The sequence below is a fragment of the Armatimonadota bacterium genome (assembly GCA_016125185.1).
Lineage (GTDB): Bacteria > Armatimonadota > Fimbriimonadia > Fimbriimonadales > Fimbriimonadaceae > Fimbriimonas.
Genome location: WGMG01000006.1, coordinates 1136277 through 1160895 on the forward strand (window position 1 = coordinate 1136277; position 24619 = coordinate 1160895).

Consider the following 24619-nt stretch of genomic DNA (forward strand, 5'->3'; position numbering starts at 1 on the left):
TGAAAAGCCCGGAGAAAACTCTCCGGGCTTTTTTTGCGCCACAATCTATACCTCGTGATAAGGATCGTTGGTGCAGGATTTGCTGGGGTCGAGGTGGCTTGGGCTTGCGTGTCCCGCTCCGTGGAGGTTGCGTTGTACGAGATGCGCCCTGTCAAGTCGAGCCCGGCTCATACCACCGACTACTTTGCCGAGCTCGTCTGCTCGAACTCGCTGAAATCAAAGCTCCCAACCAGCCCGGCTGGACAGTTAAAGGCCGAGATGGCCGCGCTGGGGTCGATCATTCTGCAGCTAGCCGAGGAGAATGCCGTGCCCGGCGGTGAGGCTTTGTGCGTGGATCGCAACGCGTTTGGTCGGGCCGTCACTCAGACTATTAGCGAACATCCATTGATCTCCGTGAGCAGGGAAGAGGTCACGCCTGCGATGGTCGAGGAGTGGCTCGCGCAAGGCGATCAGGTCGTCCTCGCCTCTGGCCCTTTGACTTCGCCTGCTTTGTCCGATTGGCTGGCCAAGAAGACGGGCCGTAGCCATCTATACTTCTACGATGCCGTCTCGCCGACGGTCGAGGCGTCCTCGCTGGATATGAGCGTCGTCTTTGCGGAGAGCCGCTACGGGAAAGGTGAAGGCAACGATTACCTCAACTGCCCTTTCAACAAAGAAAACTATGAGGCGTTTGTCGCGGCGCTGGTGACGGCTGAGCGGGCTCCATTCCATGCCTTCGAAGCCGGCGGCGTGCGGGGGGAGGTGGAAATCGACGAAGACTATAAGCTCCCCGGCGAGCACCAACTGCTCGAACAAATCAAATACTTCGCCGGATGCACTCCGATCGAGGCGATTGCCGAGAAGGGCGCGCGGTCGCTGGCCTTTGGCAACTTTAAGCCGATGGGGCTGACCAATCCTGCTACGGGTCGCAGGCCGTGGGCCGCCCTCCAGCTTCGTCCCGAGAATAAGGAGAAGACGCTTTATTCGCTGGTGGCCTGCCAAACCCGGCTGAAGTTTGGCGAGCAAAAGCGAGTATTCCGTATGGTTCCCGGCCTAGAGAACGCGGAGTTCGTCCGCTATGGAGTTATTCACCGCAATACGTATATCGAAGCTCCTAAGGCCCTTTTGCCGAACCTAGAAATGCGCGACGTTCCGAACCTCTTCATCGCCGGGCAGTTGACCGGCGTCGAAGGATATGTCGAATCGGCGGCTATGGGCATCTTGGCGGGCCTCTGCGCCGTTGCGAAGGCGCAGGGCCGGGAAGTGCCCGTCGCTCCCCGAGAAACGGCGTACGGGGCTCTTCTGGCGCATTTGCAGGACGAGACGCCGCGCGAGTTCGCGCCGATGAACATCAACTGGGGCATTTTGCCCGATCCCGACCCGGTTCCGCGGGATAAGAGTGTGAAGCGGGCAATGAAGATCGAAGCCGCGCAAGCGGGCCTGCAGTTTTGGCTGGAAGCGTTAGCGCTGTAGCGGAAACTCCGCCACAACCTCGTAAGCGCCATCCGGCTTCGTGTTGAACAGCGTCACCGACTCAACCGTCCACTCGATGTCTTCGGGTTTCGCCCCAGAGTGCATGAAGTCGCGCAAGCGATGACCTAGCTTCGTCGAAGCCGGTTTCATACGACCCAACGTAATGTGTGGCACAAACCCCTCACGATCGCCCGGCAGAACCGCCGATAGAGCCTCGTACAGCGCGTTCAGATCGCCTTTGACGCTCTCCACGCCCAGCCACAACACGCCAGGACGCTTGTGGTCAGGAAAAGAGTCGATGGAGCCAACCCGCAGCCGAACCTCCTTTGCGCCTGTCAGCGCCTGGGCTGCCAACTCCCGAACCGCCTCGACATCTTCGTCACCCAGAAATACCAGAGTCACGTGCCACTTCTCGGCCGAAACCCATTTTAGCCCTTGCCGATCCAGCTTCGTCTGAACCTTGGGAACATACTCGGACAGAGCATTGCGGGCAATCGGAGACAGGTCGAGTGCGAAAAAGAGCTTCATGGATTCGTGCGAATATCGCGCATCCATTTTGCATGAAAATCGAGGAAAAGGCGATTGCGACCGCCAGCATGGGCAGTTTTTCCTTTCAAGTCGGCCGAAACTGAGGGAATGGTTTTCGGAAAATAAGGATCGACCAAGAGCTCGACATCGGCCACACCCTCGGGATGTCCCACAATCGGATCATTCGCCGTATTCAAGTCATCGATCGCCTGCTCCACCGACTTACCCCAGAAGTCCTCGATGTTGACCGGATCATCGGGACGGTCGAACCGCCACATCCAGTACCGCACATCGCCTTGCTTCACCTGAATGGCCTCGCCTACCGGCGTATTGATCGTACCGGGACACGACCAAATGTCGTTGTTCTTGAGATAGGGGCCAATGATCACCTCGGCCCATTCGCATCGGGGGTCAGAGGGAGGCCACGTGGTCCATGGACGATAGCCAAGCGTCGTCTTGAGATCGCGCCTGTCCGGCATCCGATCGTCGTAATCCGACATGTAGAGCGCAAACCCGGTGCCGATCTGCTTCTGGTTGGAGAGGCAGGCCACACGTTTGGCCGCCGCCTTCGCCTGGCTAAAAACCGGAAACAGAATAGCGGCCAGGATCGCAATGATGGCGATCACGACCAGGAGCTCAATCAAGGTAAATGCAATCTTTCGGTTCATTCGAATCAAATGCAAATCGGCAAGCCCGACATTGGTACATTTTAGCAACATGAAATTCGCTTCCGCCGTTCGCTCTGTCACAAATCCTATGGCGACACTCGTTTTGATGCACGGTCTAGGGAGCGACGAGCAGGACATGCGCGGCTTTGCCGACATGCTCGACGGCCGTTTCGACGTTGTCTGCCTGCGGGCGCCTCAACGGTACGGACCTGGCTATGCGTGGTTCGACATTCAGTGGACAGTTCGTGGCATCGAGATCGACCCAGACCAGTATTGGCAGTCCGTCGAGGCGGTAGCCGAGTACCTGAAGGAGCAGAACTTCGAAAGGCTGATCCTCGGCGGATTCAGCCAGGGAGCGATGATGTCCCTCGGCGTTATCACCAAGCACCCCGATCTCGCCAAAGGTGCCGTACTCTTGAGCGGCCGTGGCATAGACGACATTTGCCCAGCCTTTGACGGTCCGGTTTTCCACGCTCACGGCGCGTTCGACGATGTGATTTCCGTCGAATATGCCTACGTCCTGCGCCAAAATCTGAGCCAACTAGGCGACCGATACGAGTTCCACGAGTACGAAATGGGACATTGGATCAACGAAGAAGAGGTCGCCGACCTCAACCGTTGGCTAGCTCGGTTTCTCGAGATCGAATGAAACGGGGTTGAAGTACTCTCGGACTTCCTTCGAGTTCCACTTGATCGCCAGGGGGATACAAAGCGGCGCCAAACAGCATGTTGAAATACCCACGCAGATATTGATGAAAGCCCCCATCCACCACTTATGCGTTCGCTGAGGTTTGAGGATCGCTAAATTCATAGCGAAGAGGACCCAAGAGTAGATTCCGAGGAAGATCAGCGAGCCGCGGAGCATCGAAATTTGGTCCGGTGGTATTTGAGAGAGGTCAACCGTACCTTCGCGAAGGACTAGGACTAAAGTCACTGACATCAGAACCAGTACGCAATACCAAACAAGATTGAGAATGCAGTAGATTCGATAATGCTTGAGGGCTCTTTCGACCACACTCTATTTAAGCAGAAACTAGGAACGATGCTGGTGTTATAATCGTCTTCACTCGTTGGAGTTAGGAAAAGAAATGATTCGAAAGTTCTTACCCGCAATATTGCTCGTCGTTGCGGCAGCCTTTGCGCATGCCGACAAGATTTCTGGATTCGTGAAGGGCGCGCCCTCCGGTCGTACTTTCCAAGTTGGTACCAGCAAAGGTACTTACACGGTTGACGCCAGCAAGGCGAAAGTCACGTTGAAAGGGAAGTTCTTTGCGCTCAGCGGTCTGACCGGTGGTTCGCAGGTCACCGTGGAAGGCACCCTGAAGGGAATGAACATGATGGCCAAGATGGTCAGCATCGGCAACCTTCGTGCTGCAGGCAAGCCGGTCGCCGCCACCATGAAGCCCGCTCCGAAGAAGATGGACTCGAAGCCTTCGAAAACGATGAAGCCAAAGATGGACGATAAGATGTCCAAAACTTCGAAGACGATGAAGCCGAAGACCGACACCAAGACGACCAAGACCACTAAGTCGAAGACGGACACCAAGGCTAAGACCGACTCGAAGACTACCAAGACGGACACCAAGAAGAAGAAGACCGATACTAAGACGAAGACCGGCGGAAATTAATCCCCTCTTCTCTAAGGAGACCTCTCGACTTCGCGGTCGAGGGGTCTTTTTTAGTTTAGGTTCTGGATCGCCTTGACCGGGTCCATCTTCGCCGCACGAGCGGCGGGAAGGATGCCGAAGAACATCCCTGTCAGTAGTCCAGATCCGATCGTCCCTAGCACCGTCAACACCGTCACAATCGGATGAATTGGGCTGAACCGATCCAACAGCCGACAGACCAGAAAACTGAATCCGAGCCCAACCATCACTCCAAAGAGGCTGATGAGGACGCTCTCGGTCATGAAGAGCCGAAAGATTGCGCCACGATTCGCCCCTGTCGCTTTTCGAATCCCTATCTCCGAAGTTCGCTCGCCCACGCTCAACAGCATCACATTCATGATCCCGATGCCGCCGATGAACAGCGAAATGCCGGTAAGGCCCACCAACAGCCATTGCAGGATGTCGGTAAATCGGTAGACCACTTTCAGCAAATCCTTTTGGGTGAGAAGATCGAATTGGTCGTCATCCAGGTTCTTCCGAAGGGTGGCACGCATGGCGTTCAGAACCTTTTCTGGTTCAATACGAGGATCGAGTTGAACCAGTATGCGGTCGGTTTGGCTCGCGGGCTCCGCTTTATGAAGTCCAGCATAGGGAATGTAGATGAGGTTTTGGAAACTGCCGAACGACATCAAGCTGGATTCTTGCGATTGATCGTGGGTGACGCCCACGACCTCGTACTGCTTGCCGTTGATCTTGATCGCCTTGCCCACTGCGTCCTCGGTAGGGAAGAGGCTTTGTTTGGCAAGGGAACCGATGACGCAGACCATCTTATCGTCGTCGACCGGCATCAGCAGGCGGCCCGCCGAGAGGTCGAATTTCTTGATCTGAAACCATTCCGGCGTGGTCGCAACCAGGAAACTCGACGCCAAACGGTCCTTGTAGTTAGCCCCGCCGCCCACAAACGTCCAACACGCAACCTTCTGAACCCCTTCGAGCCCTCGCAGATTCTCCGCGTCGCGTTCCTTCAGGTAGCTCGCGCCGCCCAGATTGATATTGGGAAACCCGCCACTAATCTTGGCCGGGATGACGATGATCGTATTAACGCCGATATCTTCGACTTGGTCGGTGAAGTCTTTCCGAACGCCGATGGCGATGCTGGCCAACAAAACGGTGGCGATCGTCGCGGCCATCACTCCGCTTGAAGTCAGCAGCGCACGTTTCCAATTTTCGCGGATATTGGAAAGTGCCTCGCGTAACTCTTCGACCATCGTCGATTGAATTCTACGGTAATTCGGCCGAGATGTTCTCTTTGCTTGGTCCTAAGCCAGAATCCCAAGGACTTCGTAGACCCATTCTTGGGGCCGATTCGTGTGGTAGCAAATCCAGGCTTCACCGTACGGCATCCAGGTTGCTTCGAACTTTCCTCTTCGCTCGCCCTTCTTCTTAATGTGCCAGTGGATGGATTCGGGGCAGGCCGAGAGAGCATATTCCTCGACCACCTCGCAACCAATCTCCTCAAGAATGACTCGGAGTTCGTCGGGCGTATATTTGAGAAACTGTTGGCGCATGTTTGTTCCTGCCAGGACCAAGGTAGTCCACCGATATAAATCGGTTCGATTCGCTCAGAAATTGACGCCAGATTATCAATTTTGGCTATCAACTGGGGGAATTACGGGGCTAGCGCGGCGGCTTCCTTGCTCTTGATCGGACTCTTACCGTGTTCGATCCAATAATCGAACTCTTCCGGGAATTGTCGGATGAACGCCTTGACCGGCCACGCGGCGGCATCGCCAAGGGCACAGAACGAGCGTCCTTCGATCTGGTTGGCGATATCGACCAACAGCTCTTTGTCTCCTGGTTGACCATTGCCCGCCACAATCCGGTCGAGAATCTGAATCATCCACCGGGTGCCTTCTCGGCAAGGTGTACACTTGCCGCACGATTCGTTAGCATAGAACTGCGCCGTGCGCCAGCAGAGCATCACCATGTCCGTGTGCTCATTGAAGAACATGCAGCCGCCTGAGCCGACCATCGACTTGGCCTCCATCATCTCCTCGTATCCGATGATCGCCGTTTCGATCGCGTCCGGCTTGATGACCGGCATGGACGATCCGCCGGGAATACAGGCCTTGATCTTGCCGCCACGAATTCCACCGGCAAGTTCCAAAAGCTCTCGGAGCGGAGTACCGAATTCGATCTCAAAGTTGCCGGGCTTGTTCACATGGCCGCTAACCGAGAAAATCTTGGTGCCACGGCTATTCTTCGTCCCTGCGCCAAGCGTGGCATACCATTCGCCACCCCGCTTGATGATGTGCGGTGCACAGCAGTACGTTTCGACGTTGTTGATCAGCGTTGGCTTCTCCCAAACGCCGCTTACCGTCGGAAGAGGAGCGTGTGGGAACTTCAGCCGCGGCATCCCACGCTCACCCATCAGCGACGACATCAGGGCGCTCTCTTCGCCACACTCATACGATCCCGCCCCGAGGTGGATGTGCAGATCGAACGAGAAATCTGTGCCAAGAATATTTTTGCCCAGTAGATTGTTGGCGTAAGCCTCATCGATTGCGCGTCGCAGGGCTCGTGCGCCGTCGATGAATTCACCACGAATGTAGACGTAGCCGACGTCGCCCTGAGTGGCGTACCCGGCAATCGTCATGCCCTCGACCAGCAAAAACGGGCAGGTTTCGAGGAGTTGTTTGTCCTTAAACGTCCCCGGCTCGCCTTCATCCGCATTGCACAGAATGTAGTGAGGACTGCGCTTTTCCTTGGGCAAACCATTCCACTTGATCCAGCTAGGGAAGCCGGCACCGCCGCGCCCTCGCAAGCCAGAGGTCTTTACTTCGTCAATAACGGCCTGGCGCTCCATTTTCAGAGCCTTTACCAAGCCTTCATAACCGCCCTTGGACTTGTAGCCTTTTAGCGTCTTGTAGGTGGGATCGTCGGTGTGTTCGAAAAGCAGTTTATATTCGGCCATGGTTCGATTCCTCCTAAGCGAGCGTCCCCTTACGCTCGGTTTCCATCAGTTGGACTTGCACGATCTGGTCGGCCATCTTGATGACCGTGTTTTCCTCGCTGTTGCGAAGCTTTTCGAGCAGGTCGTCGATGTACTTTTCGTCGACTGGCCCGTGGTAGTTATCGCCCACCTGCACCACCGGTGCGCGGTCGCAAGCGTTTAGGCATTCAACCTCTTCCAGCATAAACATGCCGTCCGGCGTCGTCTCCTTGTTGCCGATCCCCAGCTTCTTCGACACGTAGTCGCGAACCCGAAAAGCGCCGTTGAAGTGGCACGAAAGGCAAGTGCAAACCTCGATCTTGTGGCGACCCGGGTGATGCTGGGTGTTGTACATCGAATAGAACGTAGCCACGCCCTGAACCTCGGCCGCGCTTCTTTTCAGGCGGTAGGCGACCTCGGCGATGGCGGCATCGGTCAGCATTCCGCCGTACTCTCTCTGAGCGATCCAGAGACCCGGCAAAATGCACGCCTTCCAGTTTGGATAGTGGGTCTTGAGGGCGTCAAGCTCGGCAATGGCCTGCTCGCTAAATTGGAGTTCGAGATCTTCGGCTCGGGGCGGCATCGGACGCTCGTTTGGACTGCCGATTTGAAGGAGATCGCTCACAAGCTGTAGGTTACCCGGGGTTATACTTATCCGATCAATGAAATCGTGTCCCCGATGCGGCAGACAGAACGAGGACGACGTCCGATTCTGCGGTCGTTGCGGTCTCGATTTGGTCGAATACGAACAGCATCAGGCTCGTCCGGCAACCGAGGATACGATGTACTGCTACCGCCACCCGAAGGAGGCGACGAATCTCAGCTGTGGTCGATGTGGCAAGCCGATTTGTACAAAGTGTGCGGTCATTGGGCCGGCGGGACCAAGATGTCCCGACTGCGCAAAGCAAAACGTCACGGTGCGACCCGCGGCGGTGATTCATGAAGCCAAGCGCGCGGTGACCGGAATCGGGAGGCTTGGCCCGTACGGAATCTATATTGTGGTTCTCATCGCCATCAGCGCCCTTGGCGCGTTGCGCGGGTGCGCTTGCAACACCCAGCACGGCAGGATTCCCCAAGAATATTCTCGCCCGGACCAAGACGATGGCCCGAGCGAGACGAGGTCGATTTAGCCGCCGTACTGCTTCAGTCGGCCCTTCATTTCGGTGAGCGTGTCGCCGTCGAAGTCCTTATCCTTACTCGCCAGCGAAACGGCCTTCTTCTGAGTCTGAAGCGCCTTCTTCTTGTCCCCGGCTCGCCAGAGGGCGAGGGCGTAGGTATCCATACTCATCGGGTCGTTGGGCGCAGCCTTCATCATCTTTTCACCCAGGGCAACCGCTGATTTGTAAACCGGAGCGCCAAGTTTCATGTCCTGCTCCACAACCATCCACACGATCGAGTTCATGATCTGCGGATCCTGAGCAAAGTCCTCTTTGCCGAGCGCCGTGATGTAGGTGTCCAGGCCCTTCAGATTGCCCTGAACCATCGCCATCAGCTTGTACTGGCTGACCATCATCTTCAGGTCTGGGTTGTCCTTGATGATGGCGTCGGCTTTATCCGAAGCAGCCTGGAACTTCTTGTCCTTCAGGTCCTTCATCATCGGATTCATTTTCTCGGCCATCTTCTCCTGGAGTTTCATTTCCTCCATCTCCTTGGCCTTCGCACTGGCTCGCTCGGTGTGGGCCTTTTCCAAATCCGATTTGCCGGCAAGGAGACTGTCGATGGCTTCCTCAAGGCCGCCCATTGGGTGGCCGATCCAGGCGATCTTTCCGTCGCCATTGACCAGGAATGCAGAAGGAATGCCGTTCTCACCGGCGGCTTCCATCCAATTCTTGGCCATATAGGTGTCTGGCCCTTCGGTAGCCACGTTGTAGTCCATCTTCTCGCCAAAGTCCTTCACGAATGCCGGAACCTTGGTCTTGTAGTCGTCTGGAGCGTTCTCCCAGATGCTGACACCAACAAAATTGACCTTGCCCTTGAACTTATGGGCGAGTTCCGTCAGGTGGGGAATTGATTGTCGACAGGGGCCGCACCAGGTCGCCCAGAATTCCACCACGGTCACATTGCCGTTGCCGAGTTTTTGCGGCGAGCCTTTCACCCAATCCGTGACGTTGAGGTCCGGCGCTTTGTCGCCAATATTCAGACCCTGAGCCAACGAAAGGGAAGCCACGGCGAGCAGAGACGAGATTGTCAGAATGCGCATGAGCCTCATACCGGAAATCATACAACTTTTACGGGTCGTTTCGTTCCTAGGCCAATCTGTTCTTACGTTGATCCTAGCCCGTAGAGCTTGCCTTTCTTTTAACATTAAACGATCTATTGGGCTATGGTATTTACTCGACTCATCGATTCGCCAAGAAACTTGCCCAAATCTTGAAAAAATGTGTAACCGATGTCTATTTTGAACTTCTGTATCATTGGACGAAATTCCTCAAGTGAATTAGTTCTCCTACAATCCCTCGCCCCGCCTGAACTCCGGGGCGACTTTTTTTTGCATATTAGATGATGGAGAGATGAAATTCATGCAATCTTTGAAGCCGAAACAGGGTCATCAGCGTTATACAAAATGTAAGGCGCGTTTTCATCACTGTGACGCGTTCTTCTACAATCCCTCGCGCCCCGTCTGAACTCCGGGGCGTTTTACTTGACCAGAGAAGCCCTAGCGACCTAAAAGGCGGTCAAATATAATCGTTCCGATAATCTTTATTATGACTGTTTTCGATTTGGATGCCGGGAGAATCTCCTGAATATGGGGCTTGGCAACAAGAAACCACGTCCCTACCTGTATAATGCCCACAATGTCGGCGGCATCACCGAGCCCTCAAATGTCTCGATTCAGGCGGCTTGGCCCGCGAGGATTATTTGCTTCCAGCCTGATGCTCGCGTTTTGGGGCGTGCAGGCCGTCCCTGGACCGATCCACCAGGATTCCTCCAAGCAGATGTCCAAAGACATGGAGGCGCTGTTCGAGTCGAAGGTTCGGCCCACGATTCAGACCAAATGCTACGGATGCCACGGTCCTAAACAGCAAATCGCCGATCTCCGGCTCGATAAGCCGTTGACGCCGGCCGAGGCCAAGCTCGTCGCCGAAGCCATTTCTTACACCGGCGATACCAAAATGCCGCCATCCGGCAAACTGCCGGTCGACGAACTTGCCGCCGTTCAAGCTTGGGCGAAGGCGGGTGCTCCTTGGCCCTCGACCAAAGCACCAGAGAAACCCAAAGGCAAATTCTGGGCGTTCGTTTCGCCAACCACGCCACCTCTGCCAACCGTGAAGGCAAAATGGTGGGCGCAAAACCCAATCGACACCTTCGTCCTTGCCAAATTGGAAGAACACGGCCTCAAGCCGGCACCACCCGCCGACCGCCGAACCTTGATTCGGCGTGCGACCTTCGATCTCACCGGCCTTCCCCCAACGCCTAAAGAGATCGACGATTTTCTCAAGGATCAGCAACCAAACGCCTTCGAGCGAGTCATCGACCGGCTCATGGCCAGCCCAGCGTACGGTGAGCGATGGGGCCGCCATTGGCTCGACGTCGCCCGCTACGCCGATTCCAACGGTCTCGACGAGAATCTTGTCTATCCCAACGCCTGGCGCTACCGAGACTGGGTGATCAGCGCCCTGAATGCCGACATGCCGGTCGATCGTTTTTTCCAGGAGCAGCTAGCCGGAGACCTGATGCCCAACACAGGTGACGACGGCATCGTCGCAACCGGATTCCTTTCTCTGGGCGGGAAAATGCTCGCCGAGGACGACCCGGTGAAGCAGGAGATGGACATCATCGACGAGCAGGTGGACACCACCAGTAAGACGTTTATGGCGCTGACCGTCGGATGCGCTCGGTGTCACGACCACAAATTCGATCCCATTTCGGCCCACGACTATTACGCCCTCGCCGGAATCTTCAAGTCCACCCGAACCATGCTCAATTTCAAAGTCGTTGCCGAATGGAACGAGCGAATGATCGGTCCGAAAGACGAGCAAGAGAAACTAACCAAGATTCAAGGCGAAATCAAAACCAAGAATGACGAAGCCACCAAAGAGCGAAAAGCGGCGAGCGAGGAACTTCTCAAGGCGTTGAACCCCCGAACAAGCGACTACGAAAAGGCGGCCCGGACCTACCTCGAGGGTCAAAAGCGCCAAGTGACCCTTAATCCAGTCATCTCGACACCCGACGGTAAAGCCCCATCAGAGGCGATCGTCCATGAGGCCGAGGACTTCACGTCTGGCAACGTAAAGAAGGACTTCGACGGTTTTGGAAAGGGCATCGGCGTGTTGGTCAACATCGGCAACTTCCCTAACCGAACGGACTACGAAATCAACGTGCCGTCGGCGGGCACCTACCAACTCGATCTCCGCTACGCGGCGGGAGACGCTCGCCCGATTCGCGTCTATGCCAATGACGCGCTCGTCCTTTCGGAAGCCGCGGGCAAAGTCACCGGTGGATTCCAGCCCCAGCACCAGCAATGGCAGGCTGAGGGGATCATCCTCCTGAAAGCCGGCATCAACACCATTCGATTTGAGCGCGAAAGCTACTTTCCTCACATCGACAAATTCCTGCTGATCACCCGACCAGGCATGAGGCCAACCGAAAACCTTGGCACGCTGGCCAAGCAAAACGGCCTTATCCCCGAGTTGGTGAAAGCCGTTGCCGACAAGATCACTAACGGAGCTGAGGTCAAAATCGAGCTTCCTGAAGACCCCGATCACCTCTTCCCTGCTCCGGTCCAAGCGAGTTTGAAGGAGCTGAAAGGTGAAGTTGACGCGCTCGAAAAGTCAAAGCCCAATGTTCCGCTAGCAATGGCTGTTGGCGAAGGCAAGCCGACCGACCTCAAGCTCCACATCCGCGGCAACTATCTCACCCTCGGCGAGGACTGCCCCCGTCGCTTCCCTACCGTCGTCTCCGAGCCGAACCAGCCCGCTATTCCAACCGGCCACAGTGGACGTCTGGAACTGGCGCAATGGCTGACCAGCCCCAAGAATCCGTTGACCGCTCGCGTGTTCGTGAACCGAGTTTGGCGGTGGAAATTCGGCCGAGGCATCGTCGGTTCGGTGGATAATTTCGGCGCCCTTGGCGACCTCCCCACCCATCCCGAGCTGCTCGATTGGCTGGCGACGACCTTTGTGAACGAGGACAAGTGGAGCCTGAAGAAGCTCCAAAAGCGGCTAATGCTCACGAACACGTACATCATGAGCGGCCAGTACGATGCCAAATCCGCCGAAATCGACCTCGACAACCACTTCCTCTGGCGATTCCCACGTCAACGATTGGAAGCCGAAGAAATTCGCGACAGCATTCTCGCCGTGGCCGGAACCCTCGACCGCAAGATGGGCGGAACTGAGATGAGCTTCAAGCCTCGCGCCTACGTGACGAGCACCGAAAGTTCGAACCCGCTCAAGTACGACAGCCCCCGACGCGCCATCTACCTGCCCGTCATCCGCGCCGCCGTCTACGACGTCTACACCGCGTTCGATTTTGGCGATCCGACCGTCATGAACGGAGACCGGTCCAGCACAACCGTCGCCCCGCAGGCGCTGTTCATGCTCAACAGCCCGCTCGTGCTCAGCGCCACCAAAACGCAAGCCGAGAAGCTGATGCAAGAGCCGGGACTGACCGATGCCGACCGCGTGAAGGAGTTGTACGTCCGTTGCTATGCTCGTACGGCATCCGACTCCGAAGTCGCTCGCGCCCTCGATTTTCTCAACAAATTCGAATCCGCCTACGCCCAAGCCAAGGACCCCAAGCTGAGCGCTTGGCAGAGCCTTTGCAAATCCATCATTGCCGCCAACGAGTTTATCTATGTGGAATAAGGAATTCATCTCCCGCCGCGACCTCCTCAAGGCCAGTGCCCTTGGGTTTGGAAACTTGGCGTTTCTTAGCCTCCTTGCGGATCAAGCATTCGCCCAGCAAGCGTTTGCCGATCCGAAAAATCCACTCGCTCCGAAGCCGCCAATGTTCCCTGCCAAGGCGAAGCGCGTGATCTTCGTCTTCTTGCACGGTGGCCCCAGTCAGGTGGACACTTTCGACCCTAAGCCGCTTCTCACGCGTGACCACGGCAAGCCGTTTACCGGCGAGATGCCCCGAATCGTGTCCAGCCCAACCGGAAATCTGCTGAAGAGCCCCTGGGAATTCAAGCACTATGGTGAAAGCGGAATCGAAGTCAGCGACCTCTTTCCGCACGTGGGATCGTGTGTGGACGATCTCTGTTTCATTAACTCCATGTACGGCTCCAATTCGCGCCACGGCGGGGCTCTACTGGAGCTTCACACCGGAAGCGACACGTTTGTCCGTCCTTCGATGGGCTCTTGGGTCACCTATGGCCTCGGCACCGAAAACCAAAACCTGCCCGGCTTTTTGACGATCTGCCCCACTCTCAGCCATGGCGGCGTTAACAACTGGAGTTCAGCCTTCCTGCCCGCCTACACGCAAGGGACGCCGATTGGCAACGCCAGCATCGACGCAGCGATGGCCAAGATTCCGTTCATCCAGAACAAGGAGACGCCGGTCGACGCCCAAAAGCTCGAACTGGAACTCCTCGAAACCCTCAGCCGCGACCAGATGGCGCACCAGGGCCCCGATCCCGCCCTTGAAGGCAGAATCAGTTCGTTCGAACTCGCCTTCCGCATGCAAATGGCCGCTCCCGAGATTCAAGAGATCACCGACGAGACCGAAGAGACCAAGAAGCTCTATGGCCTTGATGAGCCCAAAACGCGGAACTTTGGCCACCAATGTCTGCTTGCCCGGCGGTTCTCTGAGAAAGGTGTGCGCTTTGTCCAGGTCACTCACTCCTACAAGTGGGACCAGCACAGCGACCTTCGGCGCGATCACGCCAGCAACGCCATGGAGGTCGATAAGCCGATCGCGGGCTTGATCAAAGACCTCAAGGCGAGAGGAATGCTCAAGGACACGCTGGTCATCATCAGCGGCGAATTTGGCCGAACGCCGGTGGCCCAAGGCGACGATGGGCGCGACCACAACCCGCACGGATTCACGACCATCCTCGCCGGTGGCGGCGTCAAAGCCGGATTCAAATACGGTGCGACGGACGATTACGGCTTCTTCTCGGTCCAAGATAAGTGCCACATCCACGACCTACACGCGACCATGCTTCACCTGTTGGGCATCGATCACACCAAGCTGACCTACTTCCATGGCGGTCGAAACTACCGCCTTACGGACGTCCACGGTGAAATTGCCACCGGCATCATCGCTTAGAGGAAAAGTTGGGCGAACAATCGATGGATTCCTGCGTATGAACCGCTAGGACCTCAAAATCCGCTTCAAAAAATAGAAGACCCCGGGGGCAACCGGGGTGATCATTCAAACGAACCCGACGACGAAAGATGCTCTTGCGAGCACTTTCGGTCGGGTAATCGCGACGAAGGCCGTCTGCAGCAACAACCCTCAAGGCCAATAGACGGCATTTGCCCTACCGAATGTTTCGCGTGAACCGTTAGTTCTAACAGAAAGCTAACGCACTTCGGCCTGCCCTAGCCCCGCGAAGGTAAAATTAGGTTCTATGTTCCTCGACGAGGCGATTGTCGAATTCTCCTCGGGTCGAGGAGGTTCGGGCGCAGTGGCATTCCACACCGAAAAGCACGTTCCCCGTGGCGGCCCTAATGGTGCCGACGGTGGCAAGGGCGGCGACGTCATCCTCATCGCTGATCGCGGACGACGAACGCTTTACGATTTTAAGCTCCTCGACCACTACGAAGCCGAAAGCGGTGTTCACGGTCTTGGCAACAAACGCGGCAAGAACGGCAAAGACATCACCATCAAACTCCCGGTTGGAACCGTCATTTCGGACGAAGCTACCGGCGAGTTGGTCGTCGACTTTACCAAGCACGGAATGAAGTTCGTCATCGCGAAGGGCGGACGCGGTGGCCACGGCAATCAGCATTACGTCAACTCGGTTCGACAGGCACCGAACTTCGCCGAAAAGGGCGGTCCATCCGAGCGAGTCAAAGTCAAATTGGAGCTCAAGCTGTTGGCCGATGTTGGCCTCATCGGCATGCCCAATGCCGGGAAGAGCACACTCATCAGCCGAATTTCGGCCGCCAAGCCCAAGATCGCCGACTACCCTTTCACAACCATCGTGCCCAACCTTGGCGTCGTCTCCTTCCGAGACACGTCCTTTACGGTCGCTGATATGCCCGGCCTGATCGAGGGCGCGAGCCAAGGCATTGGCCTCGGCTATCAATTTCTCAAGCATGTCGAACGCACCCGCGTTTTGGTCCACGTGGTCGATGTCTTCCCTATCGACGAGTCGGACCCGCTCCAAAATTTCGAAACCATCGAAAACGAACTGAAGCAGTACTCCGAAGAAATCTTTGCGCGACCCCGGCTGATCGCCCTCAACAAAATCGACCTCGTGGATCGATCCCAGCTTGGCGAATTGAAAGCGAAGTTCGAAGGATTCGGCTTTCCGATCTTCACGATCTCCGGTGTGTCTGGCGAGGGCCTGAACGAACTGCTCGACGCTGTGGCCAACATCCTTGAGGAAACCACGCCGAAGGAAGAAATTCCCGTGGTCATGCCCGCCATGCAGGTTCAAGGCGAGGACTTCTGGGAAGTGCTGGAGGAAGAAGAAGGCTACCGAGTGGCCGGCAAGCGCCTGGAGCGTATGGTCGCGATGACCGACCTCGAAAGCCGCGACGCCGTTCGCTATCTTCAGCGACGGCTTGACAAGATCGGTGTTTTTGACAAACTGAGGGATGCCGGAATCGAAGAAGGCGACTCGGTCGCCATCGGCGAATTCGAATTTGAGTACACGGACGAACGATGAGAATTGGAATACTCGGCGGCACCTTTGACCCGCCCCACCTTGGACACCTGAAGCTAGCCGAAGCGGCCATCGAGTCGCTCCAGCTCGACGAAGTCATTCTGCTCCCCGCGAACACAAATCCGTTCAAGGGTCGCCAGCGGACCTCCTCGGCTAAAGACCGAGCCGCCATGACCCAACTTCTGCAAAAGCGAAACCCTAAACTGTCGTTCTCGGATATGGAGATCACGCGCGGCGGCGTCAGCTACACCGTCGATACCCTCGGAGAACTGCAGATGGTCCACCCGGGTGACTATTGGTTCATCATGGGTGCCGATGCCGTCAAGAACTTCGGCGAATGGAAGAACCCACAACGCATCCTGCGCCTCTGCCGATTGGCCGTCGCCGTTCGCCCACCGACGACGAAAGAAGATTTGTCCCGCCAAATTCCTGCCGAATTTCGAGACAAGATTGATATCATTGACATGGCGACAACCGCCGAGTCCTCGACCGAAATTCGCGAACGACTTCAAAAAGGACAACCGATTCAGAACTTGACGATCCCCGAAGTTTCCGAATACATTAAGAAGAACAAGCTATACACATGACTTCTGCTGAAAAAGTTGACCTTATCCGCGACGCTGCTGACGATATGAAGGCAGAAAGAATTGAGATTCTCGACGTCCGAAAGAAAACATCCATATCCGATTATTTCGTCGTTTGTAGTGGAACGTCGGATCGGCATGTCGATTCGATCGCTGATCGAGTTGCCGAAAAGATGGCCACCCTCAAGGTGAAGCCTCTGCGAACCGAAGGCGAACGAAGCGGTTGGATTCTGCAAGACTATGGCGACGTCGTGTTGCACGTCATGAAGGAAGAACAGCGCCAGTTTTACGATCTGGAAGCGCTTTGGGAGTCCGTGCAGAATAATCCCGACCTGGAACTATAGCGATGAACGCGGAACAGAAAGTAGCCGACCTCAAAGGCGAGATCGCCAGAATCCAAGCCAAGCGTTCCGCGTCGTCCGACAAAGATATTCAGGAAGCCCTCCAGTTCAAAGAGGATGCTCTGCGCGAGCAATTGAAGACGGCTGAGGCTGCGGTTCAAGCCGAGAAATCCCAAGCTGAGCAGCAAGCCACCATCGAAATTGAAGAACTTCCAGCCAAAGAAGTTGAAAACGAAGTCCGATTGGCGAGAGCCCACCTCGCGGGCGATCGAAAACCTGCGGCGCGAGATATCCTTTCACGCCTCGAAGTTCAGGCTCCAAATAACGTCGATGTTCTTGAGCTTAAAGCAGACATGCTGATCTCGGTGAAGGACTACACCAATGCCTTTCCCTTCCTGAAGAAGGCTCACGAAATAGCGCCAACTAACGTCGGTATTGAAAAGAAGCTAGCCGAAGTCGCGTTCTTTAAGGGATCGCTAGGCTCCATCGACGCTCAATTGCGAACGATGAGCGATTCTCCATTCATCGCGGAGGGAGATATGAAGGCTAACCCAACCGTGGGCACCATCCTTAGCGCGTTCATTCCGGGATCGGGACACCTTGCCGTTGGGATGACGAGGAAAGGACTCGTCTACCTGACTATTTGGGTGCTCACCGTGATTATCCTCATTTTCCTCGTGAAGGCAGAAGCTGGTGCGGCCAAACTCCAACACCGCTCGTTTAGCCCGTCGATGCCCATCATTGGGTTTGGATTTATCGCTGCGATGGATTATTTCGTTGCCCTCTTTGAAGTTGCTGCGCTGGGTAGGGATAAGACCCTGTCCAAGCGACCGACGGTCGAGAGGCCCAAACCGCCAGTAGATCTTCCTTTTGAGTAGTTTACGAGCCCTCCACATATTCCACTCGCATTAGGGCGCACATCATGAATTTGGACGCACGTTCCCTCTCCTTTCAGGAGAGGACCTTCCCGCGGGGCACGAGCATGTCGTTCGAACTCGCCGAGGGGAAATAACGCAAAACGGAATCGGGGAGAAGAGGTGAGGTAAGTATTGGGAATCCGCCTTCGATGGCTGAGTCCTCCGGCTTTAATCGATCGCTCGGCCAATGGCCTTCCGAATTCTACAACCAACCATGAATTTGGACGCACGTTTCCTCTCCTTCCAGGAGAGGAAACCGATTCTGCCATCAATCTCAATGGTAGGAGGCAGGCGAAAACCTTTTTCGTTCCAATCGTCCCTTCTGCGGCATAGAGACGGAAAACTAGCTTCGCGCTTTCTTCAATTCCTCAACCAACTGCATCTGCGACGCCGTAATCGTCAGATCGCTTCGCGTACGCTCCAAAACCGCCCGCAAGGCATCGACCGTCCGACGCAACCCGTTGGTCAACGAATCCGGAAAATCGAACGTGACCAGCTCTTCATAGATCGCATCCATGTACTCCATGATCCGCTCTGCCTCGTCCATCCTTCCCTTCCGAATCTCGTCGAGGGCAAACCGACGAACTTCGCTTGCCGCCTCCGCTGCCCCGTGCAGATACGCCATCGTCTGCGAACCAAGCTCGGCCTGTGACGGCAGATCGCGCGCCTGAACGATCGCCATCACACACGCCGCCTCAACCATCTCCTTTTCCGAGTCGTGCAGGTACGACAGGCTGATTTCGGGATAGGGCTCCATCAGCTTGCGGACTTCTTTCGCCGTCGCCGACGCCTCGTCCAGCAATGCCTGAGACTCGACAAATTGGTGGCGATGCACGTGGCGAATCGACTTCGAACTGAGTTGCCCAAGCTTTCGGCACAGAACCAAAATCTGCTCCCGCGCCTCGTGCAGTTCTTTGGCGCGGCCACGGAGGTCGTCCCACCCTTGTGCGTTGATCACATCAGTTTCTGACGTTTCAGACTGACCCAACGACGCTCGCCGATAATCACATGGTCCAAAACGTCTATGTCCAGCAGTTCGCCCGCCTCAACAATTTTCCGCGTGACCTGAATGTCTTCAGGCGAGGGCTCGGGATCGCCGCTCGGATGGTTGTGAGCCACAATTACTCCAACGGCTCCCTCCCGCACCGCCTCACGAAAAATCTCGCGCAATCCTACGATCGACGCGTTCGCCGTGCCGATGTGGATCGTCGCCACCCGCAGAATCACATTCTTCGAATCGAGATACACCGCCACAAAGTGCTCTTGCCGTTCATGTCTCAGGTCGTCCAACAAGGCCGCAATGTCTTCGGGGCCGTCAATCTGCTCGACCTCAACTTCCCCATTGCCCGAAACTCCCACCTTCTGACCCAGAATGAACATCGCCAGTAAGCGTTTCGCAGCTGGCTCATCCAGGTCAAAAACACGTTGAAGCTCCTCAACCGAAAGGTCCGAAAGACCCCTCAGCTTTCGATTAGAGAGAATCAGTTCGCGGGCCACCGCCACCCAACGGTCGACGTCATCGTCGGTCTTCGAAACCGCGAGCGCCAACAGCTCGGTCGGCATCGCCGTCTTCAGCCCCAGTGTGCGGAGTCGGGCTAGAGTTTCGGAGGCCATCGGCGGGTTATACCACGGTCAGCGGCGTCGGCGGAATCTTTGCCTCTTCGGCGGGCTCGGTCCACTTCCCGTCCAGCTTCAACAAATTGATCAGTTCGGCCACACCCTGCTCCTGCGGAATCCCGTTCTTGACCACTTCCCTCTTCCGGTAAAGCGTAATCTTTCCGCCCGCTGCGCCCACATAGCCATAGTCCGCATCGGCCATCTCGCCGGGCCCGTTCACGATACAACCCATGACGGCGATATCAAGTCCGACCAAATGCTTGGTCGCATCGCGCACCTCGCGCAGAACCGTCGGCAGATTGAACTTCGTACGTCCACACGAGGGGCAGGCGATGTACTCCACCTTGGTTTTGCGCAAACCAAGGGACTGCAGAATGTCGTAGCAAACGGGAATCTCGTTCTTCGGGTCTTCGCTCAGGCTGACTCGGATCGTGTCGCCGATCCCTTCCATCAAAAGCGTTGCTATGCCCGCCGTCGACTTGATCCGGGCATATTCCCCGTCTCCCGCCTCGGTTACGCCGAGGTGCATCGGGTAGGCCATTCCCTCCTCCGCCATCCGTTTCACCATATGCCGATTGGCGGCAACCATGATGGGGACCCGCGAAGCCTTGCACGAGATATTCAGGTTTGTGTAGCCGTGTTTCTCGCAGAGCCGAAGGTATTCCATGGCCGACTCCACCATGCCCTCCGGCGTGTCACCGTAGGTCACCAATAGTCGTTCGGAAAGCGAACCATGATTCACGCCGACTCTCATCGCACGGTCATGCTTTTTGCAGGCTTCGATAACCGGAACCAAGCATTCTTCGATCGCGGCCAGCTCGTCAGTTTGTTCGTCTTCCGAATAAGCTAGTTCCTGCCGCAACTGCTCAACTTCGTCTCCTTCACGGCCTCGCATGTCGACATTCTTGCGGCTACCGTGCCGCTTAAAGACGAACAGCCCTGGGTTCAGCCGGACCTCGTCAACGTACTTCGCGGCTTCCACCGCGATATCCGTTCCCTGGTGGTGAACATCGGCCGTCAACGGAACATATTGGTACCGCTCGGTCACCTTTGCGCGAATCGCTTCAAGGCATTGGGCCTCGCCCAACGATGGAGTTGTCACCCTCACCAGCTCGCAACCGGTTTTGTGAAGGTCGATAATCTGCTCGACGCAGGCTTCGATGTTGCGAGTCTCTTCGGTGATCATCGACTGGACCATCACATGATGGCCGCTGCCGATGGTGAGGTTCCCTATCCGACAAGGGGACGTTTTGCGACGTGGATAGGTGTTCTCAAGGCTCATAACACACTTCTATTCTGACATACCTTTCTACGCATCCAAAACCAGAGGGTCTTGGTAATCCGGCCCGACTTTTGATACAACTAGGTACCGAGCCCGCCATGGATATGATCAATCGAACTTTCGTCGGCATCCGCGTTCCCGTGGAACTTCACGAAACCATCGAACGAGCGGTCCTTCTCCTTAAGCGTAAACCGGGCATCCTCGACATGCGCTGGAACCAATCATCTGAGTACATGCTCAGCCTTGTTTCTCTTGGCGAACTCTCCATCCAAACCTTAAGCATGTTGAAGGATCCCGTCGCCGATGCCCTCAGAGGTGAACCGCCCTTCGAGGTCACCCTGGAGAAATTCGTCGGAGTCCCGAACATGATCCAGCCTCGATTCGCCGTGCTTCAGTTCGGTGGCGACAGAGCCGAGAACACGCGGCGTCTGGCGGAGAAGATCGACGTCGCCACGAAGCCACTGACACCTCTGCGTGAGGGCCGGCCTTTCCAACCACACCTGATCGTCGGCCGCCTCAAAACGGAAAGTGACCAAATGCGCGTCGCCCTTGGTCGAGCATTGAAATTCCCTGAGCACGAGCCATTCGGCACCTGGCGAATCACCGAGATTGAACTCCTCATCAGCGCAGCAAGCACCGCCGGCATAGGCTATAAGGCCGTCGAAACCTTCCCTCTTGAAGGCTGAAGTAAGAAAAATCCACAAAATCCCCCAGATGGGTTGTCACGATTTCTTAACAGTCGTATTCTGAGATTAAGACGACGCCGTCTCCGAGCCTCTCGGTCTCGACGCCGCCTAACTTTGTTCTCAGGAGGAAATTTAGGTGCAGCGATATTCACCAGATAACATCAGAAATGTGGCCGTTGTCGGCCACGGCAGTTGCGGAAAGACCATGCTCATCGAGCATATGCTTTACACGGCCAGCGCGACGGAACGAGTAGGGACCGTCGAAGCCGGCAACACGCAAAGTGACTTTGATCCGCTCGAAATTAGGCGGAAAATCTCCCTCTCATCCAGCGTTCTCCCCATCGAATGGCACGGCTGTAAAGTCAACCTCATCGACGTGCCGGGCTATCCCGACTTCATAGGAGAACTGCACTGCGTGGCTCGCGCCGTCGAGGCGTTCATTCTCGTGTGCGAAGCCAAGCGCGACCTCGACGTAGGATTCGAATTGGCTTGGGAGATCGCAGAGGAGTACGGCCTCGCCAAGTGCATCTTTGTCAACAAACTCGAACGTGACAACGCGGACTATGAAGGCCTCATTGAGACCCTCCATGAGCGGTATGGCCGGTCCGTCGTCGGCGTTCAAATTCCTATTGGCCACCAAGCCGCCTTTTCCGGCGTGCTCGATCTGCTCGGCATGAAAGTCTATAAAGGCAAAGACCGGGGCGTCGAGATCGAAGACATCCCAAGCGGGTACAAGGAGGACGCCGAGTATCGCCGCGAAAAGATGATGGATGCCGCCGCCGAAGGTGACGACGACCTCGCCATGAAGTACCTCGAAGGCGAAGACCTGACCGAGGACGAAGTCGAACACGGCCTTTTGGTCGGTGTGGAGCGCGGACGAGTTGTGCCCGTCATGGTCGGTTCGGCGATGAGCGGAATCGGCGTAGCGACCCTGCTAGATCGCATTTGCAAGGAGCTTCCATCCCCAACCGAGGCACCCAAGGATGCGAATGGAGTCTCCATCCACAAGAATGGCGACGATCCGATTCCATCCAACGACGAGAAGGGTTCTTTGTCCTCTCTTTGCTTCAAGACGACTGCGGACCCATTCGTTGGCAAGATCAACTATCTCCGGGTCTTCAACGGCTCGATCCATATCGACGACGTCGTGTCGAATGTCAACCGCGAGGTGGACGAGCGTCTGCACAACCTCTTCTATCCTCACGGCAAGACTCAAGAGCCGACGACCTATGTCGGCCCAGGAGACATCTGCGCGGTGGCTAAGCTCAGCAATACGCACACCGGCGACACGCTTGCTGGATCTAAGAGCAAGATTCTGCTTGCCTCCATCGAAATGCCCGAGCCGATCTACCGCATTGCGATTCATCCAAAGACGAAGTCGGATGAAGACAAGCTCCCAGCCGCGCTGGAGCGACTAATGGACGAGGACCCGACCTTCCGCGCCTATCGAGACTCTTCGGCTCACCAGGAGATCATCGAGGGCATGGGCGACATCCATTTGGATACGCTCATCGAGCGCCTGAAATCCAAGTTCGGCGTCGAAGTCGAACTGGAGGAGGCAAAGGTTCCTTACCGAGAAACGGTACGGGGCAAGTCGAAGGCTCAGGGTCGACACAAGCGACAGTCTGGCGGTAAAGGCCAGTTCGGCGACTGCTGGATTGAACTCGAGCCGCTCAACCGAGGCGAAGGCTTCGTCTTTGAGAATAAGGTCGTGGGTGGCGCGATCCCGAGGAATTTCATTCCTGCAATCGAAAAAGGCATCCGCGAATCGATGGAGCATGGCTTCATCGCGGGTTACCCGGCGATGGACTTCAAGGTCACGGTTTTCGACGGCTCATACCACGATGTCGACTCGAATGAAATGGCCTTCAAGACCGCGGGTGCGATCGCGATCCGCGCTGCGGTTGATAGCTCTGATCCGGTGATTCTTGAACCCATTCTCGAAGTCGAAGTCGATGTCGCCGACGACCAGGTTGGCGATGTGGTCGGCGACCTCAACGGACGCCGAGGCCAGCTACTGGGCATGGATCAGGTCGCAGCCGGAAAAACCCGCATCCGCGCCATGGTGCCGATGGCCAATATGACTCGCTACGCGCTCGATCTTCGGTCGATCACTAAAGGACGCGGTCGCTTCCGACAGCACTTTGCCCACTACTCCGAGCTTCCTTATCCAGAACAGCAGGAGTTGATGTCGCAATACGCGAAGCATCGACAAGAGCTCGAAGCTCATCACTAAAGGCGAGAACCAAAGCCCTCGAATGCAAGTTCGGGGGCTTTAGGCTGCCTGAGCGACACCGTACGATTTTTCGGCCAGCGCTACCTCAGCAACGATCGTCGCCTCGATCTGCTCAATTTGATCCTGTGTGAGGCCAAGCTCCTTAAAGTGGATTCCGCCTTCATATTGGACTGGGATTTTGGCGATCGCGGGAAAGCCGCAGTTGTGGGCCAAATGATTAGCCCCAATCACAATGGCCGTCGCGAGCGACTTCTTCCCTTCCCCATCTGGATCGACATGGAATTGGATCGCGTTCTGAACCACCTCTGGCATCTTCCATTTTTCGGCTACCAGCCCGCCAACTTCGCAATGGTCATACTTCAAAAGGTTTCGTTCGGTGACGTGCAAAGGCACCTGCAGGTGCTGTGCTTGCTTGAACGCTAGGCAAAGCTTGGCTGGGCAAAAACGGTCGAGGGCGAGGATACCGACCTCGTGCATGAGCCCCGCGATGTAGAGTTCTTCGGCAATCGATGGGTCCATCATGGTTCCAATGGCTTTTGCTCCGACGGCCACAGCCAAACAATGACGTCCGAATACCGCTCGATCAAATCCAGCGCCAACCGCCTTACGGCTGAGGATTTCTTGGTAGGCGAGTGAGATCGCGATGGAACGAAGCGTATTGAGACCGAGAAAGCTGAGAGCCCGCCCGACGTTGTTGGCCGACTTGACGTTGTAAAGCGAGGAAGTCGCAACCCTTAAAACCTTCGCCGTCAAAGCTGGGTCCTGTTCGATGATGGTTTCCAACTGGCGCGAGGACGCATTATTCTCTTCGTACAAGCGAAGAATCTTGATCAGAACCGTCGGTCTTGCCGTAAAGTTCTCCGTACGGCTGATCGCTAGCCCCAGCGAATTGAAATCCATAGTTCAATTATCGGGAGCTTAACTGGAACA

General features: G+C 56.1%; 24 protein-coding genes. 12 read left to right on the forward strand and 12 right to left on the reverse strand.

What is annotated here, in order from left to right:
* Positions 1–33 precede the first annotated feature (33 nt).
* Positions 34–1452 (forward strand): methylenetetrahydrofolate--tRNA-(uracil(54)-C(5))-methyltransferase (FADH(2)-oxidizing) TrmFO, encoded by a 1419-nt coding sequence (locus GC165_13300; protein ID MBI1333844.1) that lies wholly within the window; start codon positions 34–36, stop codon positions 1450–1452.
* Here the strand turns inward: GC165_13300 and thpR (GC165_13305) are convergent.
* Positions 1441–2007: an RNA 2',3'-cyclic phosphodiesterase gene (gene thpR / locus GC165_13305; GenBank protein ID MBI1333845.1), complete on the reverse strand. Its 567-nt coding sequence runs from the start codon at positions 2005–2007 to the stop codon at positions 1441–1443. The two genes, GC165_13300 and thpR (GC165_13305), sit on opposite strands and share 12 nt — an antisense overlap.
* The gene (locus GC165_13310; protein ID MBI1333846.1) at positions 1977–2648 is read right to left on the reverse strand and encodes a prepilin-type N-terminal cleavage/methylation domain-containing protein; all 672 of its coding nucleotides are present in this window, start codon (positions 2646–2648) and stop codon (positions 1977–1979) included. The genes thpR (GC165_13305) and GC165_13310 overlap by 31 nt, the downstream gene beginning before the upstream one ends.
* Between GC165_13310 and GC165_13315 the strand changes: the two genes are divergently transcribed.
* Positions 2593–3297, forward strand: coding sequence for a hypothetical protein (locus GC165_13315; protein MBI1333847.1), 705 nt, complete (start codon positions 2593–2595; stop codon positions 3295–3297). The genes GC165_13310 and GC165_13315 overlap by 56 nt on opposite strands.
* Here GC165_13315 and GC165_13320 read toward each other — a convergent pair.
* Complete coding sequence (locus GC165_13320; GenBank protein ID MBI1333848.1) at positions 3271–3588, reverse strand: hypothetical protein; 318 nt, start codon at positions 3586–3588, stop codon at positions 3271–3273. The two genes, GC165_13315 and GC165_13320, sit on opposite strands and share 27 nt — an antisense overlap.
* 148 nt (positions 3589–3736) lie before the next feature.
* Between GC165_13320 and GC165_13325 the strand changes: the two genes are divergently transcribed.
* Positions 3737–4276 (forward strand): hypothetical protein, encoded by a 540-nt coding sequence (locus GC165_13325; protein MBI1333849.1) that lies wholly within the window; start codon positions 3737–3739, stop codon positions 4274–4276.
* A gap of 50 nt (positions 4277–4326) precedes the next feature.
* Here the strand turns inward: GC165_13325 and GC165_13330 are convergent, their stop codons facing one another.
* The 4 genes from GC165_13330 to GC165_13345 all read right to left on the reverse strand — a co-directional run bounded on the left by GC165_13330 (position 4327) and on the right by GC165_13345 (position 7872).
* The gene (locus GC165_13330; GenBank protein ID MBI1333850.1) at positions 4327–5523 is read right to left on the reverse strand and encodes an FtsX-like permease family protein; all 1197 of its coding nucleotides are present in this window, start codon (positions 5521–5523) and stop codon (positions 4327–4329) included.
* A 51-nt stretch (positions 5524–5574) separates the two neighbouring features.
* Positions 5575–5823, reverse strand: coding sequence for a hypothetical protein (locus GC165_13335; GenBank protein ID MBI1333851.1), 249 nt, complete (start codon positions 5821–5823; stop codon positions 5575–5577).
* A 101-nt stretch (positions 5824–5924) separates the two neighbouring features.
* Positions 5925–7229, reverse strand: coding sequence for an NADH-quinone oxidoreductase subunit NuoF (nuoF, locus tag GC165_13340; GenBank protein MBI1333852.1), 1305 nt, complete (start codon positions 7227–7229; stop codon positions 5925–5927).
* 13 nt (positions 7230–7242) lie between these two features.
* Positions 7243–7872, reverse strand: coding sequence for an NAD(P)H-dependent oxidoreductase subunit E (locus tag GC165_13345; GenBank protein ID MBI1333853.1), 630 nt, complete (start codon positions 7870–7872; stop codon positions 7243–7245).
* Positions 7873–7909: 37 nt separating this feature from the next.
* Here GC165_13345 and GC165_13350 point away from each other — a divergent pair, with 37 nt between their 5' ends.
* A complete protein-coding gene (locus GC165_13350) occupies positions 7910–8377 on the forward strand; it encodes a zinc-ribbon domain-containing protein (GenBank protein ID MBI1333854.1) in 468 nt (155 codons plus the stop codon).
* On the opposite strand, the gene GC165_13355 is transcribed toward GC165_13350, so the two are convergent.
* A complete protein-coding gene (locus GC165_13355) occupies positions 8374–9552 on the reverse strand; it encodes a redoxin family protein (protein ID MBI1333855.1) in 1179 nt (392 codons plus the stop codon). The genes GC165_13350 and GC165_13355 overlap by 4 nt on opposite strands.
* 481 nt (positions 9553–10033) lie before the next feature.
* On the opposite strand from GC165_13355, the gene GC165_13360 reads away from it, so the two are divergent.
* The 6 genes from GC165_13360 to GC165_13385 all read left to right on the forward strand — a co-directional run bounded on the left by GC165_13360 (position 10034) and on the right by GC165_13385 (position 17829).
* Positions 10034–13054 carry a DUF1549 domain-containing protein gene (locus GC165_13360; protein MBI1333856.1) on the forward strand — a complete coding sequence of 1007 codons (3021 nt, stop codon included), beginning with the start codon at positions 10034–10036 and terminating at the stop codon, positions 13052–13054.
* Entirely contained in the window at positions 13044–14459 is a 1416-nt protein-coding gene (locus tag GC165_13365; protein ID MBI1333857.1) for a DUF1501 domain-containing protein, read from the forward strand. Before GC165_13360 ends, GC165_13365 begins: the two co-directional genes overlap by 11 nt.
* Before the next feature lie 304 nt (positions 14460–14763).
* Positions 14764–16029, forward strand: coding sequence for a GTPase ObgE (gene obgE, locus GC165_13370; GenBank protein MBI1333858.1), 1266 nt, complete (start codon positions 14764–14766; stop codon positions 16027–16029).
* Positions 16026–16613, forward strand: a complete 588-nt coding sequence (nadD, locus tag GC165_13375; protein ID MBI1333859.1) for a nicotinate (nicotinamide) nucleotide adenylyltransferase — start codon at positions 16026–16028, stop codon at positions 16611–16613. Before obgE ends, nadD begins: the two co-directional genes overlap by 4 nt.
* Positions 16610–16954: a ribosome silencing factor gene (gene rsfS, locus GC165_13380; GenBank protein ID MBI1333860.1), complete on the forward strand. Its 345-nt coding sequence runs from the start codon at positions 16610–16612 to the stop codon at positions 16952–16954. The genes nadD and rsfS overlap by 4 nt, the downstream gene beginning before the upstream one ends.
* A gap of 2 nt (positions 16955–16956) precedes the next feature.
* A complete protein-coding gene (locus tag GC165_13385; GenBank protein ID MBI1333861.1) occupies positions 16957–17829 on the forward strand; it encodes a hypothetical protein in 873 nt (290 codons plus the stop codon).
* 382 nt (positions 17830–18211) lie between these two features.
* On the opposite strand, the gene GC165_13390 is transcribed toward GC165_13385, so the two are convergent.
* Genes GC165_13390 through ispG form a run of 3 tightly spaced genes read right to left on the reverse strand, consistent with a single transcriptional unit; the run spans position 18212 to position 20767 of the window.
* Positions 18212–18826 (reverse strand): haloacid dehalogenase, encoded by a 615-nt coding sequence (locus GC165_13390; GenBank protein MBI1333862.1) that lies wholly within the window; start codon positions 18824–18826, stop codon positions 18212–18214.
* Positions 18823–19482: a DNA repair protein RadC gene (gene radC, locus GC165_13395; GenBank protein MBI1333863.1), complete on the reverse strand. Its 660-nt coding sequence runs from the start codon at positions 19480–19482 to the stop codon at positions 18823–18825. Before radC ends, GC165_13390 begins: the two co-directional genes overlap by 4 nt.
* A 7-nt stretch (positions 19483–19489) precedes the next feature.
* Positions 19490–20767 (reverse strand): (E)-4-hydroxy-3-methylbut-2-enyl-diphosphate synthase, encoded by a 1278-nt coding sequence (gene ispG, locus GC165_13400; GenBank protein MBI1333864.1) that lies wholly within the window; start codon positions 20765–20767, stop codon positions 19490–19492.
* A 98-nt stretch (positions 20768–20865) separates the two neighbouring features.
* Here ispG and thpR (GC165_13405) point away from each other — a divergent pair, with 98 nt between their 5' ends.
* The gene (gene thpR, locus GC165_13405; GenBank protein MBI1333865.1) at positions 20866–21453 is read left to right on the forward strand and encodes an RNA 2',3'-cyclic phosphodiesterase; all 588 of its coding nucleotides are present in this window, start codon (positions 20866–20868) and stop codon (positions 21451–21453) included.
* A gap of 136 nt (positions 21454–21589) precedes the next feature.
* The gene (locus GC165_13410; GenBank protein ID MBI1333866.1) at positions 21590–23689 is read left to right on the forward strand and encodes an elongation factor G; all 2100 of its coding nucleotides are present in this window, start codon (positions 21590–21592) and stop codon (positions 23687–23689) included.
* Positions 23690–23728: 39 nt separating this feature from the next.
* Here GC165_13410 and GC165_13415 read toward each other — a convergent pair whose 3' ends face one another.
* Positions 23729–24589 (reverse strand): HDOD domain-containing protein, encoded by an 861-nt coding sequence (locus tag GC165_13415; GenBank protein ID MBI1333867.1) that lies wholly within the window; start codon positions 24587–24589, stop codon positions 23729–23731.
* Positions 24590–24619 lie beyond the last annotated feature (30 nt).